The following is a 15,601-nucleotide window of genomic DNA, read 5'->3' on the forward strand; positions in this document are numbered from 1 at the left end:
CTACTCGGTGATGTCGATCTCACGCATGAGGTCGGCGTCGATGGCGAGGCGCACCTTCTCGAGCAGGCCCTCGGGCGCGGGCGAGTCCACGGTGAGCACGCTGAGCGCGGCTCCCCCGGCTTCCCGGCGGGCGACCTGCATGCCGGCGATGTTGATGGATGCCTCGCCGAATTCCTTGCCGTACACGGCGACGATTCCGGGGCGGTCGGTGTAGACCATCACGATGAGGTGGTCGGCGAAGGGCACCTCGACGTCGTAGCCGTTGATCTCGACGATCTTCTCGATCTGCTTGGTGCCGGTGAGCGTGCCGGAGACCGAGATCTCCGAGCCGTCGGCGAGCGAACCGCGGATCGAGAGGAGGTTGCGGTACTCCTCGCTCTCGCTCTCGGTGATCAGGCGCACGGTGACGCCGCGCTGCTCGGCGAGCAGGGGCGCGTTGACGTAGCTGACCGACTCGCTCACGATGTTCGAGAAGATGCCCTTGAGGGCGGCGAGCTTGAGCACGCTCACGTCGAACTCGGCGATCTCCCCGCGCACTTCGACGTCGATCGACGTGACGGGGCTGTCGGCGAGGCCGGAGAACACCTGGCCGAGCTTCTCGATGAGCGGGATGCCCGGGCGGACGCTCGGGTCGATGACGCCGCCCGCGACGTTAACCGCGTCGGGGACGAGTTCGCCGCCGAGCGCGAGGCGCACCGACTTGGCGACCGAGACGCCGGCCTTCTCCTGGGCCTCGTCGGTCGACGCACCGAGGTGCGGCGTGAGGATGATGTTCTCGAGTGAGAGCAGCGGCGAATCGAGCGGCGGCTCGTTGACGAACACGTCGAGGCCGGCGCCGGCGATGCGGTTCGACTTGAGCGCCGCGTAGAGCGCGTCCTCGTCGATGAGTCCGCCGCGGGCCACGTTCACGATGAACGCGGTGGGCTTCATGATCGCGAACTGGTCGGTGGAGATCATGCCCGTGGTCTCGGGCGTCTTCGGCATGTGGATGGTGATGAAGTCGCTCTGCGCGAGCAGTTCGTCGAGCGTGAGCAGCGTGACACCGAGCTGCTGGGCGCGCGCCGCCGTCACGTAGGGGTCGTAGGCGACGACGTTCATGCCGAACGCCTGAAGGCGGGCGGTGATGAGCGCGCCGATGCGGCCGAGGCCGATGATGCCGACGGTCTTCTCGTAGAGCTCGACGCCCGTGTACTTGGAACGCTTCCAGGTTCCGGCGGCGAGGCTCGCGTGCGCGGCCGGGATGAACCGGGACAGGCTGATGATGTGGCCGACCGTGAGCTCGGCGGCCGAGATGATGTTCGAGGTGGGCGCGTTCACGACCATGACGCCGGCGGTCGTCGCCGACTTGATGTCGACGTTGTCGAGACCGACACCCGCGCGGGCGATCACCTTGAGGTGGGGGGCCGCTGCGATGGCCTCCTGGTCGACCTTGGTCGCGGAGCGGATGAGGATCGCACTGGCGTCGGAGAGCGCGGAGAGCAGCGCCGGACGGTCGGTTCCGTCGACGTTGCGCACGTCGAAGTCGGGACCGAGGGCCTCGACCGTAGCGGGGGAAAGTTCTTCGGCAATCAGCACGATCGGCTTGGTCACGAATCAAGTCCTAACAGGGGTGCAGTGGATGTCGAACGGTATTCGCACAACCCGGCGAGTCTACTCCGAGGCAGAATGGCCGGATGGGCGACGCTGCACTCGACGTAATACAAGCGATAGTGCTCTGCGCTCTCGTGCTGCTTTTCGTGGGCATGGGGGTGAACCACTTCCGGAGGGGTCCGGCGCGAGTGATGGCCGCCATGATCCCGCCCCGGCTCCGTCGCCGCGGCCTACCGAAACCGATGACCCTGGTCTACCTCACCGGCGTGTGCGAGATCGCGGGAGGGCTGGGGCTCGCTTTCCCTGTCACCCGGCTCGCGGCATACGTGGCTCTCATCGTCTTTCTCGTCGCCGTCTTTCCGGCAAATGCCTACGCGGCCAAGCACCCCGAGAAGTTCGGGCGTGGCGCGATCCCGTTCTGGCCGAGACTTGCCGGTCAGGCGGTACTTATCGCCCTGTTGGTGTTCGTCGTTCTGTAGGCCCCCGGATGCCACGCCCCGGCCTATAAGCCACATGTCTGTTACCGTGGTGGCAGGAAATTCATTTTCATTCATCTTGGACGCGAATGCTCGGCTGCCCTTCGGGAGGCGCCGTGCGTGCGTACGGTGAGCCCCTGACGGACACGATCCCGCGATCGATCCCGCACGGTTCCAGAGCACGATTGCCGGAGCCGCGCAGCCTAGGGCTACCCGTCCACAAAGCACAGTCGCCCAAGTTTCGTTTCCGCTTAATCGCGGAAGTTTTGTGGCGCGCACGGGAGTTTTCGCGTGACCGAATCGCAACAACAGTCCAGCATCCTGACGGCCACCGGTCTCGGTAAGACCTTCGGCAAGAACCGCGCCGTGATCGACGCGTCGTTCGACGTTCAGCGCGGCGAGATCTTCGTCGTGATGGGCCTGTCCGGCTCGGGCAAGTCGACGCTCATCCGCATGCTCAACGGCCTGCTGGAGCCGACGTCCGGCAGCGTGACCGTCGCCGGCACCACCATCTCCGGGCTGCCTGCCGCGAAACTGCGCGAGGTGCGCAAGCGCAGCGTTTCGATGGTCTTCCAGCACTTCGCGCTGCTCCCCCACCGCACGGTGATCGACAACGTGGCCTACGGCCTCGAAATCCAGGGCGTAGCGAAGGCCGAACGACTCGAGCGCGCCAACACGATCATCCGGCTGGTCGGGCTCGACGGGCGGCAGAACAGCCTGCCGTCGCAGCTCTCCGGCGGAATGCAGCAGCGCGTCGGCCTCGGCCGTGCGCTCGCGAGTGACACCGACATCCTGCTTATGGACGAGGCGTTCTCCGCCCTCGACCCGCTCATCCGCCGCGAGATGCAGGAGCAGCTCATCGAGTTGCAGAGCGAACTGGGCAAGACCATCATCTTCATCACCCACGACCTGAACGAGGCCATGTTCCTCGGTGACCGCATCGCGGTCATGCGCGACGGCCGCATCGTGCAGATCGGCACGCCAGAGGAGATCCTCACCGACCCGGCGAACGACTACGTCGCCCAGTTCGTGCAGGACGTCGACCGTGCCCGCGTGCTCACCGCCGCGAGCGTTATGGAGCCGGCCCGCTCGGTGGTCACCGTGACGGCCGGCCCGCGGGCGGCACTGCGCACGATGCGCGACCTGCAGTCGCAGGCGACCTTCGTGCTCGGCCGCGACCGCACCTTCGCCGGGGTGGTGCGCGACCGCGACGTGCTGCGCCAGGTGAAGCGCGGCGAGACCGACCTCCGCAGCATCCTGCTCGACGACGCCACGACGGTCACCTCGGACGTCGTGATCAGCGAACTCGTCGAACTGTCGGTGGGCAGCGACCTGCCGATCGCCGTTCTCGACGACAGGAAGCGGCTGATCGGTGTCATCCCGCGCGTCACGCTGCTCGCCGCCCTCGGCAACGTGAGCACCCACACCGGCGAGATCCCCGTCACCGAGACGATCGCCACGATCACCGTGAGCGAGATGACCGACACGCTGCTCGATCCCACCCTGCTGGATCCCACCCTCGAAGGAGCAGACCGTTGAACGACTTCCGCATACCCCTCGGCTCGTGGGTCGAGGGCATCATCGACTTCATCACCGACACCTTCGGGTTCCTCTTCGACTTCGTCGCCACGGTCGTCTCCGGGGCCTACGACATCGTCGACGCCGTCTTCTCCACCCCGCCGTTCTGGGCGGTCATCATCGTGCTCGCGGTGCTCGGCTTCGCCGCCCGCGGCTGGAAGTTCGCCCTCGGCACGATCATCGGTCTCACCGTGATCGTGGGCGTCGACCAGTGGGACAACGCCATGGACACGCTCGCCCTCGTACTCGTCGCGAGCATCATCGCCATCCTCATCGCGGTGCCGCTCGGAATCGCGGCGGCCAAGAACCGCACGACGTCGAACTTCCTGCGCCCCATCCTCGACTTCACGCAGACGATGCCCGCTTTCGTCTACCTGATCCCGGCCCTCATCCTGTTCGGGATCGGCGTCGTACCCGGCGTCGTGGCGACGATCATCTTCGCCGTCGCGCCCGGGGTGCGGCTGACCGAGCTCGGCATCCGCGGCGTGGACACCGAGGTCGTCGAGGCCGGCCAGGCGTTCGGAGCATCACCCTGGCGCATCCTGCGTCAGATCCAGCTGCCGCTCGCGATGCCGAGCATCATGGCCGGAATAAACCAGGTCATCATGCTCTCGCTCTCGATGGTCGTGATCGCCGGCATGGTCGGCGCCGGCGGCCTCGGCCAGCCCGTGGTCGCGAGCCTGAACCGCATCGACGTCGCGCTCGGCTTCGAGGCCGGACTGTCGGTCGTTATCCTCGCCATCTTCCTCGACCGGCTCACCGCCGCGCTCGGCGGAGGAGAGACACCCGTCGGTCGCCTGCTGGGCCGCCGTAGCCGGGCACGCCTCGAAAGCGGCGCCGCGACATCCGACATTCAGACCACGGATGCCCCGGCTCGCGAACTCGCGGACAGCCGCGCCTGATCTCCACCTCCCGCACCAAACGCTCCCGCTCCACAAGAAGAGGACCACAATGAAAAACCGCACAACAGCATTCATCGCTCTCGGCGCCGTCGGCATGTTCGCCCTCGCCGGCTGCGCGCCCGCCGCATCCGAGAAGGTCGGCGACGGCAACAAGGACAACAAGGAGTTGAACCTCGCCGTGTTCAACGGCTGGGACGAGGGCATCGCCGCGTCCGAGCTGTGGAAGGCCATCCTCGACGAGAAGGGCTACGACGTCGAGCTGTCGTACGCCGACGCGGCCCCCGTGTTCCTCGGCCTCTCGAAGGGCGACTACGACCTGACGCTCGACGTGTGGTTGCCCGACACGCACGCCGCGTACCTCGAGTCGTACGGCGACGACATCACCGACCTCGGCGCGTGGAACGAGGAGTCGAAGCTCGTCGTCGCGGTGAACGAGGACGCTCCGATCGACTCGCTCGCCGAGCTGGCCGACAACGCCGACCTGTTCGACAACGAGATCGTCGGCATCGAGCCCGGCGCCGGCCTGACCGCCGCGATGGAGGAGCGCGTCATCCCCGGCTACGGCCTCGAGGACATGGACTTCACCACCTCGTCGACCGCCGCCATGCTGACCGCGCTGACCAAGGCGACCGACGCCGGCGAGAACATCGTGGTCACCCTTTGGGAGCCGCACTGGGCGAACGCCGAGTTCCCCATCAAGACGCTCGAGGACCCCGAGGGAACCCTCGCCGACCTCGAGAGCCTGCACGCCTTCGGCAGCGCCGACTTCGAGACCGACTACCCGCAGGTCGCCGAGTGGATGGACGGCTTCGAGATGGATCTCGAGACGCTGTATTCGCTCGAGCAGGCCATGTTCGTCGACTACGACGGCACGGACTACGAGCCCGTCGTCGAGAAGTGGATCGAAGACAATCAGGAGTACGTCGACTCGCTCACAAGCTAGTCGCCCCCTCGGGATCAGAGGGGCAATGAATCGACCTTCCGCCGTCGTGCGGGGGCCGGTTCATTGCCCCTCTTTCTCGTTAAGCGGGTGGGGCGTCAGGCGACGGCGAGCGCGTTGACGCTGAGGCTCAGCGCGGCGACGGCCACCAACGCGAGCAGGAAGATCAGCGCCTTCATCGCGAGCGTGTGACGCCGGCCGGCGACGAACGCGACGACGTAGGCCAGGGGCGGGATCGCGATGCCCACCGCGATCAGCAGCCACGGCACGTCACCCGCGGGAAGGCCGACCGCTTCGAGCTGGGCGTAGAGCTTGGGGAGTTCGATCGCGTTCTGGATCGCCTCCCACAGGTCGTAGGCGAAGAACAGCGCGAACAGCAGCGCCACGGCGAGGCCCGCCCAGCCGAGGCGGCGGCCGGTCCGTACGTTGTCGGTTTCGGTCACGTCACACCCCCAGGAAGTACGGGATCGGGGCCAGCAGCACGAGTCCGAGCAGCAGCCAGAGCAGTCGCGTGATCGGCTTCGACTCGCGGGTGAGCCCGAACACGCCGAGGAACCAGAGGGGCGCCGCGGCGACCGCGAGCACACCGCCCAGGCCGGTCATAAACGCGCCGAGGGCGCTCGGGTCCACGTAGGCGTTGCGTCGCACGGTCGTGAACCAGCCGATGGCGTACAGCACAAACGCGCCCGCGATGATGCCGTAGGTGACGAGCAGGATGGAGCTGACGGGCGCGTCGGCCTCGGTCGCCGAGCGCGCCTCGGTCGCCGAGCGCGCCTCGGTCGCTGAGCCTGTCGAAGCGCGCTTCACCCGCACCGGCTTCTCGGCCGCCGGCTTCGGCCCCTCGACATAGCTGGCGTCGCGGATGCTCGTGTCCCAGTTCAGGGCCTCTTCGAGCTCGTCGTCGGCCTCGTCGGTGCGCGGCGGGTCGTCTCTGCGCGGGTCGTCGGTCATGCCGAAAACCCTACCCGCCCGCCGATCACCGACGCCTGAGTGCCCGACGCCTGTGTGCCCGACGCCCGTGTGCCCGACGCCCGTGTGCCCGACGCCCGTGTGCCCGGTCAGGCGTTCGGGTCCCGCTCCCAACGCCAGCCCGCACTCGACCGGGCGAGCGGCGCCTCGGCGACCGGCTTCACCGTGATCGCCGACGTGTCCACGCGCTTGACGTACTGGAAGCCGACGGATGCACCGAACTCGTCGTCGTCGGCGGTGTACCGGTTCTGTACTCCCGCTTCGATGATCCGCCACGGGCGTCCGTTCGCGAGGGTGTCGCCTCTCCCGTTCTCGGGGCGGAACTGCTGGTAGTCGTAGTCGAAGCTGGCCGTGGCGTCCAGCCGCGCCGAGAACGTGTCGACCGCGACCCTCGAGCTCGCGAGGTCGATCTGCAGCAGCCGCTGGAACCCCGTCGCCCGCTCCCCCGTATGCGTGCGGAACTCCTGATAGTCGGCCAGCAGCTCGACCACGTCGTGCCCTTCGATGCCGCCGGCGTTCTCGGTGACGATCTGCCCGATGCCGTGGAAGTGGCCCGACAGCACGACGACCACGTTGCGGTTGGGCGCGATCACCCGATCCCACAGCTTCTGCCCGTTCGACACCCAGCGCGAGTTCGCCGAGCGGTGCGCGTCTTCGAGGTCGGTCTTCGGCGTCACGTGCTCGTGCGTCGAGACGACGACGTTGTGGTCGGGGTGCGCGGTCACGACCTCCGACGCCCACGCGATCTCCGCCTCGCCGTACGCGTACGGCAGCGACAGCATCAAGAACCGCGCGCCACCCTGCTCGAAGGTGGAGTAGTTCGCGCTGTTGTCGTCGGGCGCGATCGATCCGGCGTACGTCTCCGTATCGGCGTAGCGCGACGGTGGGAAGTACTCGTTGAAGAGGCCGTTCGTCACGCCGCGCTTGTTGTCGTGGTTGCCCGGCAGCACGCTGTTCGGCACCCCCGCCTCGTCGAGGATCGCCTGGGCCGCACTCGCCCGCTCGAATTCACGGCGCGCCCTCGTGTCATCCTGATTCGGGTCCACCCAGTTCTGCACTAGGTCTCCGGTGTGCGTCGCGAAGGCGATCTTGCGGTCGTCGGCGCTCTCGGCGATCCAGCTGACGAGCTCTGCGTACACCGCGGGATAGGTCTCGGTGAGGTACTGCGTGTCGGTGATGTGCGAGATCGCGAGGTCGTAGTCGTCGGGGTTCTCGAGCGCGCCGTCGGCCTCCGCCGCGAGCGTCGGCTCGGTGCGCGGCCCGTTCTGGGCGAGGAGGGTGACGGTTCCGGCGTCGATGTCGTTCTTCTTCAGCTCGCCCTCGAGCGCGGACGTTCCCGCGTCGAGCAGGCGCCATTCGGATGCCGCGGCATCCCACACACTGAACTGGATCTCGTTGCGGCCGCTCGTCGAGCCGGCCCAGGTCACCACGGATCCGGCGCCGAGACCCTCCGCGTCGATCACGAAGCGTTGGTACGGATACTCCCACGCGTCGTTTTCCGCGGCTGCCGGCGCCGCGGGATCGAGCTGGGTCTCGGCGGCGCCCACCCGCTTGGCGAGCGGCGCAGCGCTCGAGCCCGAGTACGCCTCGAGCACGGTGACCGCGGCGCCCGGCGTGACGACCGGCTCGGCCGCGACCGTGCGCGCGGGCAGCGGCGTGCCCGCCGACACCGCCAGCGTCGGGTCGACCCACTCGTGCTCGTCGAGCTCGCCCGGCGTGGCGGGGGCGGTCACGAAGTCGTCGTCGTCGACCCCGGTGAATCGTGTGCGCTGGAAGGTCTCGCCGCGCATCCGGTCGGGCGCGAAGGTGGCGATCGCGACACCCTTGGTGCACGGGCTGGGGGTGACGAGGCTCTCGTCCATCTCGTTGAGCGCGTAGACCCCCGCGCTGTCGATGCGGTGGCCCGTGGCATCCGCAACCCAGACCCCACCGCCCAGGAAGTTGAGCGACGTGTCGTACGTGACGTCGCCCGCGATGCCGGTGCCGGCGCGCGCCGCGACGAACGTGGCTCCGGGGTTCAGCTCCGTGCCGTCGGGAACCGTCGCCTGCACCTCGCGGCTGCGGATGCCGCTCACCTCGCAGCGGCGGATCGTGTACCCGCCGATGTCGACGGTCTGCTCGCCGTAGTTGCCGAGCTCGATGTAGTTGTTCGGCTGGCGGCCGCCCGGCAGCTGGTCGCTCGACGGGTCGTTGCCGATCTCGCTGATCGCGACCGACGGCTCGCCGTACGCGAACTCCTGGGCGAACACGCTCGCCGCGCGGCTCGCGTTGGCCCGGCCAGGCGTGCGCTGCGCGACGATGAAGCCGTCGTCGGTCAGCTGGTACGACTCGTCGGCGACGAAGTCGAGCACGGCCGGGAGCTTGTCGTTCTGGCAGGCGCTGTCGTCGTAGTTCGAGGTCGCGACGCGGTCGACGAGGCGGTCGTCGGCGGTCTGGAGAAGGACCCCGGATGTCACGTCCGCCAGTTCCCGCCCGTACTCGGCGTCGGCGTCGCCCGTGAAGCCCGGCCCGCCGATCACGAAGCGCTCGCCCGGCGCGATCCTGGTGTGGTCGGCCACCGTCAGCTGCAGTGTGTCGGGCCGAACGCGCCCGCTCGCCGTGCAGCGGAAGAGCTGCCAGCCGCCGATGTCGACGCGCGCGTCAGAGGTATTGAGCAGCTCGACGAACTCGTCGTCGGGGGCGTCGGCGCCGGCCGCCGCGAACTCGGAGATCACCACACCAGTATTCGCGCGGGGCGTCGGCCGGGTGGTGTTGGCCGCGCCGATCGTCGACGGCGCCGCGACGAAGTCCTCTGCCGGGTTGCCCGTGGCGGTGACGCGCTGCCAGCTCTCGCCGAGCGCGAAGTTGAGCGTGTTAGTCAGGTTCGAGCCGACGGTGCACTCGCTGGTGGTCGGCCAGGGCTCGTTCGGGTAGACGCCCACGGCGTCGGCGCGCACCCCGCCCGGTGCCTCGAGGTAGAGGCCGAAGCCGTTGATCGAATACGGCTGGCTCACGTGCGCGTCGCCCGGCATCCCGACCTTGCTCACGGTGAAGATCTCGCCCGGCTGCAGCACGACCCCGTGCAGGTCGCCCTCCGGCCGCCCGAAGTTGGCGCGCAGGCCCTGCACGCTGCAGCGGTAGACGCTCCAGCCGGTGAGGTCGACCGCGGTCTCGCCCCAGTTGCGCAGCTCGAAGAAGCCGTCGGCGTCGGACCGCGGCCCGCCGTTGCGCACCTCGTTGAAGAGCACGGTGCCGGTGCTGGCAGCGTTCCCGGACGACGCGGCGAGCGCTGGTTGCGGAGTGGCGATCACCCCCGTCGTCGCGACAGCGGAAACAAGCAGAACGGCGATCAGCAGCTGGCGCACGCCTCAAGCGTGGGCGGCCCCCGTGTACGCCCCGTGGCGGCCGGGTGTGCCGCCGGTGAACACTAGCCCCGCTGCCTTCCCTGCCAAATGAAGGAGATTTCACCGGCGAGGCCCGCCGATCGCACCCAACGTGTGACCGGGCGCCATAATTTCCTTCATTTGGCAGCCGGCGGCTGGGTAGGCTCATGCCATGTCGACGAAAACTCGAGTGATGCTGGCAGCGATGGTGTTCGCCCTGGCGGTGAGCGGATGCGCGACCGCCACCGACAACGTCGTCGAGCCGGCGGCGCAGGCAACGCAGACGCCAACCCCGGCGCCGACGCTCACCGAGTCGGAACTGCTGGCGTGGCAGCAGTTCGCGGCGAACAACCCCGGTTCCCTGGGTCCGGGCGAGGGCGAGATCGAGTACGCCCAAGCACGGCGCGACTTCCCGCTGGCAATGCCCGAGGGAACGACCATCCCCGAGACGACCGCGTTCGACTTCTACGCGCCCGGCGGTGCCCTCGGGCGCGGGGCGGGATACGGGCTCGTTTCCTGGACCTGGCTCTGCGCCACGGAGACGGAACTGCTCGACGCCATCGACGAGGGCGACGACGCCCGTGCCGACGAGTCGTTCGCGCAGCTCGAGGCGTGGATGGCCCTGCCGTCGGAGTTGCGCGTGCTCGAGGGGCTCGACGCGTTCCGCTCCGTGGTGATCGACCCCGCCCGCGCGGGCGACACGGAGGGCCTGGAAGCCGACCGGCAGTCATGGTGCGCCCAAGCCCCGTTCGACACCGAGTAGCCGCGCACCCACGCCCGCCCCGCAGCCGGCCCGCAGGCGCCCGCGCACCCCGCCCGCAGCGCGGCGTTACACGCGCGTCACATGAATGATGTTGACTCGTCTGAATCATGGATCTCATCACTGTGCGCGAAACCCGGGTCGCCCGCACCCGCGACGACCTCGTTTTCGCGCCCGGCGAAGAGCCGCTGGGCGGCGGCACCTGGCTGTTCTCCGAGGAGCAGCCCGGACTCACCGGCCTGGTCGACCTGACGGTGCTCGGCTGGCAGCCCATCGTGGAGTCCGAGGCGACGCTCACCATCGCCGCCACCTGCACGATCGCCGAGTTGGCGCGCATTCCCCGGCGCGAGGGCTGGAAGGCGCATCCGCTCTTCTCGCAGACGGCCAATTCGCTGCTCGCGAGCTTCAAGATCTGGAACATCGCCACGGTCGGCGGCAACATCTGCACCTCGCTGCCCGCGGGTCCGATGATCTCGTTGGCGAGCGCACTGGATGCCACGGCTCTCGTCTGGGCGACCGACGGCTCAGATCGCCGCCTGCCCGTCGCCGACCTCGTCACGGCGTCGCGCGAGAACCTGCTCGCGCACGGCGAGGTGCTGCGCGCGATCGAGATCCCCACGACCAGCCTGGAGGCGCGTACCGGTTTCCGCCGCATCGCGCTCTCGCCGCTCGGCCGCACGGGCACGCTCGTGATCGCGCGCGTCGACGCGAGCGGCGAGGCGGTGTTCACCGTGTCGGGTGGCACGACCCGTCCGCGGGTGCTGCGGTTCGACGGACTGCCGTCGCGGGAGGCGCTCCAGTACGCCGTCGAGAGCATCACCGAGTGGTTCACCGACCCGCACGGCGCCGCCGACTGGCGCCGCGCGATGAGCGTGCTGTTCGCCGAAGAACTGCGGGAAGAGCTGAGCGCATGAGATTCGAGATCAACGGCGAGAGCGTCGAGGCACAGCCCGAGCCCGGCCAGGTGCTGCGCACCCTCCTGCGCGACCTCGACCATTTCGAGGTGAAGAAGGGCTGCGACGCCGGTGACTGCGGCGCGTGCTCCGTGCTGCTCGAGGGCGAGCCGATCCACTCCTGCATCTACCCCGCGCACCGGTTGGAGGGCGCCCACGTCACGACCGTCGCCGGACTCGGCACACCCGACCACCCGCATCCGATGCAGCAGAGCTTCGTCGACGCGGCCGGCTTCCAGTGCGGATTCTGCACCGCGGGCATGATCGTCACCGCGTCGACCTTCACCGAGGAAGACAAGGACGACCTGCCGCGACTACTCAAGGGCAATCTCTGCCGCTGCACCGGCTACCGGTCGATCAAAGACGCCATCTGCGGCGTGCGCAACACCGTCGAGGCCCCCGTGGGCGACGCGGCCGGCCGCAGCGTTAAGGCGCCCGCCGGCATGCGGGTCGCGACCGGCACCGAGCCGTACACGCTCGACATTCCCACGATCGACGCGCCCACCCTCGACGGCACGCCGACCGCCGTGCTGCACCTCGCGGTACTCAAGAGCCCGCACGCGCACGCGCGCATCCTCTCGATCGATGCGAGCGCGGCCCAGACGCTGCCGGGCGTGCACGCCGTATTGACCCACCGCGACTCCCCCGCGACGCTCTTCTCGACCGGACGCCACGAGATGCGCACCGACGACCCCGACGACACCCTCGTCTTCGACACCGTGCTGCGCTTCCGCGGGCAGCGCGTCGCAGCGGTCGTCGCCGACACCGTAGCGATCGCCCAGCGCGCCCTCGACCTCATCGACGTCGAGTACGAGCTGTTGCCGGCGGTCTTCGATCCGGATGCGGCCCGCCGCCCCGGCGCGCCGCTGTTGCACCCGGACAAGGGCGACGAGAGCCGCATCTCCGAACCCGGCCGCAACGTGCTGGCCCAGATGCACAGCGAGATGGGCGACGTCGACGCCGCCCTGGCCGGGGCGCACGCCGTGGTCGAGGGCGTCTGGCAGACCCAGCGGGTGAGCCACGCCGCCCTCGAGACCCACGCCACCCGAGGCTGGATCTCCAGCGACGGCCGGCTCGTGCTGCGCACCAGCTCGCAGGTGCCGTTCCTGGTGCGCGACGAGCTGTGCCACATCTTCGGGCTCGACCCCGACCGGCTGCGGGTCTTCACCGCCCGCGTCGGCGGCGGTTTCGGCGGCAAGCAGGAACTCATCACCGAAGACCTCGTCACCCTCGCCGTGCTGATCACCAAGCGACCGGTGCAGTACGAGTTCACCCGCACCGACGAGTTCACGGTCTCCAGCCCGCGTCATCCGATGCGCATCGGCGTCAAGCTCGGCGCGACGAGCGACGGCATCCTGACCGCGCTCGCCGTCGACGAACTGATGGACACCGGCGCCTACGGCAACCACGGCATCGGAGTCATGTTCCACAGCGTGCACGAGTCGGTCGCGGTCTACCGCTGCGCCAACAAGCGCGTCGACGCCGAGTCGGTGTACACGAACAACCTGCCCTCCGGAGCGTTCCGCGGCTACGGTCTCGGGCAGGTCATCTTCGCGATCGAGTCGGCGATGGACGAACTCGCCCGCACACTCGACATCGACCCGTTCGAACTGCGCCGCCGCAACGTGATCGTGCCCGGCGACCCGATGGTCGTCACCAACCCGCTCGAGGAGAGCGACCTGGTGGTGGGCAGCTACGGCCTCGACCAGTGCATCGACCTCGTCGAGGCGGCGCTGAAGCGCGGTAACGGTGTCGCTGCGCCGACCGGCCCGACCTGGGTCGAGGGTTCCGGCTCGGGCATAGCGATGATCGCGACCGTTCCGCCGCGCGGACACTACGCCGACACGTCGATCGCCCTGCTCGCCGACGGAAGCTACGAGATCGCCGTGGGCACCGCCGAGTTCGGCAACGGCACGACGACGGTGCACACCCAGCTCGTGGCGACGGCGCTCGGCACGACCGTCGACCGCGTGCGCATCCGCCAGTCCGACACCGACGTGGCCCGCTACGACACGGGCGCGTTCGGCTCGGCCGGCGTCGTCGTGGCAGGCAAGGCCCTGCTCGCCGCGTCGATGAAACTGTCGACGATGATGATCGAACGGGCCGCCGGGTTCACCGACGCCACGGGCGTGCGCACGGTGGTCGCGGGCGGTGTACTCGTCGGGGACACGTTGGTCGCGGCATCCGACCTGCTCGCGGCCGGTCCGCTCATCGCCGACGGCAGCCACGACGGGACCCCGCGTTCGGTGGCGTTCAACGTGCACGGCTTCCGCGTCGCCGTCGACCGCGCGACGGGAGAGGTGCGCATCCTGCAGTCGGTGCAGGCCGCGGATGCCGGGACGGTACTCAATCCGGAACAGCTTCGCGGTCAGATCGAGGGCGGCACGGCACAGGCGATCGGAACCGCCCTGTACGAGGAGATGCTGCTCGACGGCGAGGGGCGCGTCACGACGACGGCGTTCCGCAACTATCACGTGCCGCAGTTCGCCGACATCCCGGAGACCGAGGTGTACTTCGCCGCGACGCACGACGGCATGGGGCCGCTCGGAGCGAAGTCGATGAGCGAGGCGCCGTACAACCCGGTGGCGCCGGCGCTCGCGAACGCGGTGCGCGACGCGATCGGCGTGCGCCCGATGGAGCTGCCGATGTCGCGCGACCGGCTGTGGCGGCTGCTGAGCTAGCTACCTGATGTCGCCGTAGAGCGGCTTCTCGGGCGCCTTCTTGCCGGTCTCCCGCTCCCACGCCTCGAGCTGCTGCGCGAGCGCCTTTGCGAGTTCGAACACCTGCTCCGGGGGGATGCGGATGCGGCTCACCACCTGGCCGGGGACGAGCACCGACTCCGCGCCGGTCTCCGCGTCGACGGTCGGCTGCGGCGGCTGGGTGAGCGCGACGAAGTCCATCACGAACACGTTCGGCGTGTGCCAGACGCTGGCGAAGTCCGCGAACAGGCCGGCGACCGCGGTCGGCGGAAGATCGATCTTGAAGGTCCGCGGGGTCTCGTGCTCAGTCATGGGGCAAGTCTAGGAGCGCGTGGGCGCCGCGAGGCTCGTGGATGCTCCCCCGCGTCTCACGCAGCGGCTCCGTCGTTGCGCCGGTGCGCGCGGAGATGACCTCGGCGAGGATCGACACCGCGGTCTCCTCCGGTGTGCTCGCGCCGAGGTCGAGGCCGATCGGCGAGTGCAGCCGGGCGATTCCGGCTTCGCTCACGCCGCGGTCGCGCAGCGATGCGAGCCGCCGCTCGTGGGTGCGGCGCGAACCCATTGCGCCGACGAACGCCACGGGCAGGGCGAGCGACTGGGCGATGATCTCGGCGTCGAACCGGTCGTCGTGCGCGAGCACGCAGATGACGGTGCGCTCGTCGACCGCCGTGCGCGCGAGCCAGGTCGTCGGCCACTCGACGACGACCTCGGCCGTAGGGAAACGGGCGGGCGTCGCGAACAGTCCGCGCGGGTCGCAGACGGTCACGCGGTAGCCGAGCGCGCCGCCCGCCGCGGCGAGCGCGACCGAGAACTCCATCGCGCCGAAGATGATGAGTCGGGCCGGCGGTGTGGCGACCTCGAAGAACACGTCGACGAGCGTGCCGTCGCAGTCGATCGCGCCGAGCGCCGTCTCACCCATCGCCACGCGGGCGTCGAGCTCGGCAGCGACGCGGCCTTCGAACCGGGAGGGCACGTCGCCGAGAGCGACGGCTACCCCTGTCGGCTCCCCCGCCGCGGCCGCGCGCAGCGCCGCTTCGATCTGCGGGGTGACGACGGTGACGCGGATGCGCAGTTGCCCGCCGCAGGTGAGCCCGACCGCGAAGGCCGTCTCGTCGCTGACACCGTAGTCGACCGTGCGGGCGACACCGTCCGCGAGCACCAGCTCACAGACATCCACCACCGCTCCTTCGACGCAGCCGCCCGCGATCGACCCGATCACCGACGTGCCGTCGAAGGCCATCGAGGTGCCCACCGTGCGCGGCGCGCTGCCCTCGATCGAGACGGCGGTCGCGACGGCGAGCGTGCGCCCGGCGTCGAGTGCGGCGACGAGCCGGTCGGCGATTTCGAACATGCTCCCAGCCTCGCACACGCA

The 15,601-nt window shown here is 69.2% G+C and carries 13 protein-coding genes; 7 read left to right on the forward strand and 6 right to left on the reverse strand.

What is annotated here, in order from left to right:
- On the reverse strand, nucleotides 1-1,590 hold the full coding sequence (serA, locus tag IEV96_RS08000; RefSeq protein WP_188510105.1) for a phosphoglycerate dehydrogenase: 1,590 nt from the start codon (nucleotides 1,588-1,590) through the stop codon (nucleotides 1-3).
- An 83-nt stretch (nucleotides 1,591-1,673) separates the two neighbouring features.
- Between serA and IEV96_RS08005 the strand changes: the two genes are divergently transcribed.
- The 4 genes from IEV96_RS08005 (at nucleotide 1,674) to IEV96_RS08020 (ending at nucleotide 5,489) form a co-directional block, all read left to right on the forward strand.
- Nucleotides 1,674-2,069 (forward strand): DoxX family protein, encoded by a 396-nt coding sequence (locus tag IEV96_RS08005; RefSeq protein WP_188510106.1) that lies wholly within the window; start codon nucleotides 1,674-1,676, stop codon nucleotides 2,067-2,069.
- Nucleotides 2,070-2,384: 315 nt separating this feature from the next.
- Entirely contained in the window at nucleotides 2,385-3,605 is a 1,221-nt protein-coding gene (locus IEV96_RS08010; RefSeq protein WP_229733383.1) for a quaternary amine ABC transporter ATP-binding protein, read from the forward strand.
- Complete coding sequence (locus IEV96_RS08015) at nucleotides 3,602-4,546, forward strand: ABC transporter permease (protein ID WP_188510108.1); 945 nt, start codon at nucleotides 3,602-3,604, stop codon at nucleotides 4,544-4,546. Before IEV96_RS08010 ends, IEV96_RS08015 begins: the two co-directional genes overlap by 4 nt.
- A 49-nt stretch (nucleotides 4,547-4,595) precedes the next feature.
- Nucleotides 4,596-5,489, forward strand: a complete 894-nt coding sequence (locus IEV96_RS08020; RefSeq protein ID WP_188510109.1) for a glycine betaine ABC transporter substrate-binding protein — start codon at nucleotides 4,596-4,598, stop codon at nucleotides 5,487-5,489.
- A 95-nt stretch (nucleotides 5,490-5,584) separates the two neighbouring features.
- Here IEV96_RS08020 and IEV96_RS08025 read toward each other — a convergent pair whose 3' ends face one another.
- From IEV96_RS08025 to IEV96_RS08035, 3 genes are all read right to left on the reverse strand, one after another.
- A complete protein-coding gene (locus IEV96_RS08025; protein ID WP_188510110.1) occupies nucleotides 5,585-5,929 on the reverse strand; it encodes a hypothetical protein in 345 nt (114 codons plus the stop codon).
- A gap of 1 nt (nucleotide 5,930) precedes the next feature.
- Nucleotides 5,931-6,437: a hypothetical protein gene (locus IEV96_RS08030; RefSeq protein WP_188510111.1), complete on the reverse strand. Its 507-nt coding sequence runs from the start codon at nucleotides 6,435-6,437 to the stop codon at nucleotides 5,931-5,933.
- A gap of 107 nt (nucleotides 6,438-6,544) precedes the next feature.
- A complete protein-coding gene (locus IEV96_RS08035; protein WP_188510112.1) occupies nucleotides 6,545-9,799 on the reverse strand; it encodes a lamin tail domain-containing metallophosphoesterase family protein in 3,255 nt (1,084 codons plus the stop codon).
- A 190-nt stretch (nucleotides 9,800-9,989) separates the two neighbouring features.
- Here IEV96_RS08035 and IEV96_RS08040 point away from each other — a divergent pair, with 190 nt between their 5' ends.
- From IEV96_RS08040 to IEV96_RS08050, 3 genes are all read left to right on the forward strand, one after another.
- Nucleotides 9,990-10,580 carry a flagellar basal body L-ring protein FlgH gene (locus tag IEV96_RS08040; protein WP_188510113.1) on the forward strand — a complete coding sequence of 197 codons (591 nt, stop codon included), beginning with the start codon at nucleotides 9,990-9,992 and terminating at the stop codon, nucleotides 10,578-10,580.
- Nucleotides 10,581-10,687: 107 nt separating this feature from the next.
- Entirely contained in the window at nucleotides 10,688-11,491 is an 804-nt protein-coding gene (locus IEV96_RS08045; RefSeq protein WP_188510114.1) for an FAD binding domain-containing protein, read from the forward strand.
- Entirely contained in the window at nucleotides 11,488-14,211 is a 2,724-nt protein-coding gene (locus tag IEV96_RS08050; protein WP_188510115.1) for a molybdopterin-dependent oxidoreductase, read from the forward strand. Before IEV96_RS08045 ends, IEV96_RS08050 begins: the two co-directional genes overlap by 4 nt.
- On the opposite strand, the gene IEV96_RS08055 is transcribed toward IEV96_RS08050, so the two are convergent.
- Nucleotides 14,212-14,541: a DUF3467 domain-containing protein gene (locus IEV96_RS08055; RefSeq protein WP_188510116.1), complete on the reverse strand. Its 330-nt coding sequence runs from the start codon at nucleotides 14,539-14,541 to the stop codon at nucleotides 14,212-14,214.
- On the reverse strand, nucleotides 14,534-15,580 hold the full coding sequence (locus IEV96_RS08060) for an XdhC family protein (RefSeq protein ID WP_188510117.1): 1,047 nt from the start codon (nucleotides 15,578-15,580) through the stop codon (nucleotides 14,534-14,536). Before IEV96_RS08060 ends, IEV96_RS08055 begins: the two co-directional genes overlap by 8 nt.
- Nucleotides 15,581-15,601: the final 21 nt, after the last annotated feature.

Origin of the sequence: Conyzicola nivalis, from assembly GCF_014639655.1 — a bacterium.
In the GTDB taxonomy this organism is placed as follows: domain Bacteria; phylum Actinomycetota; class Actinomycetes; order Actinomycetales; family Microbacteriaceae; genus Conyzicola; species Conyzicola nivalis.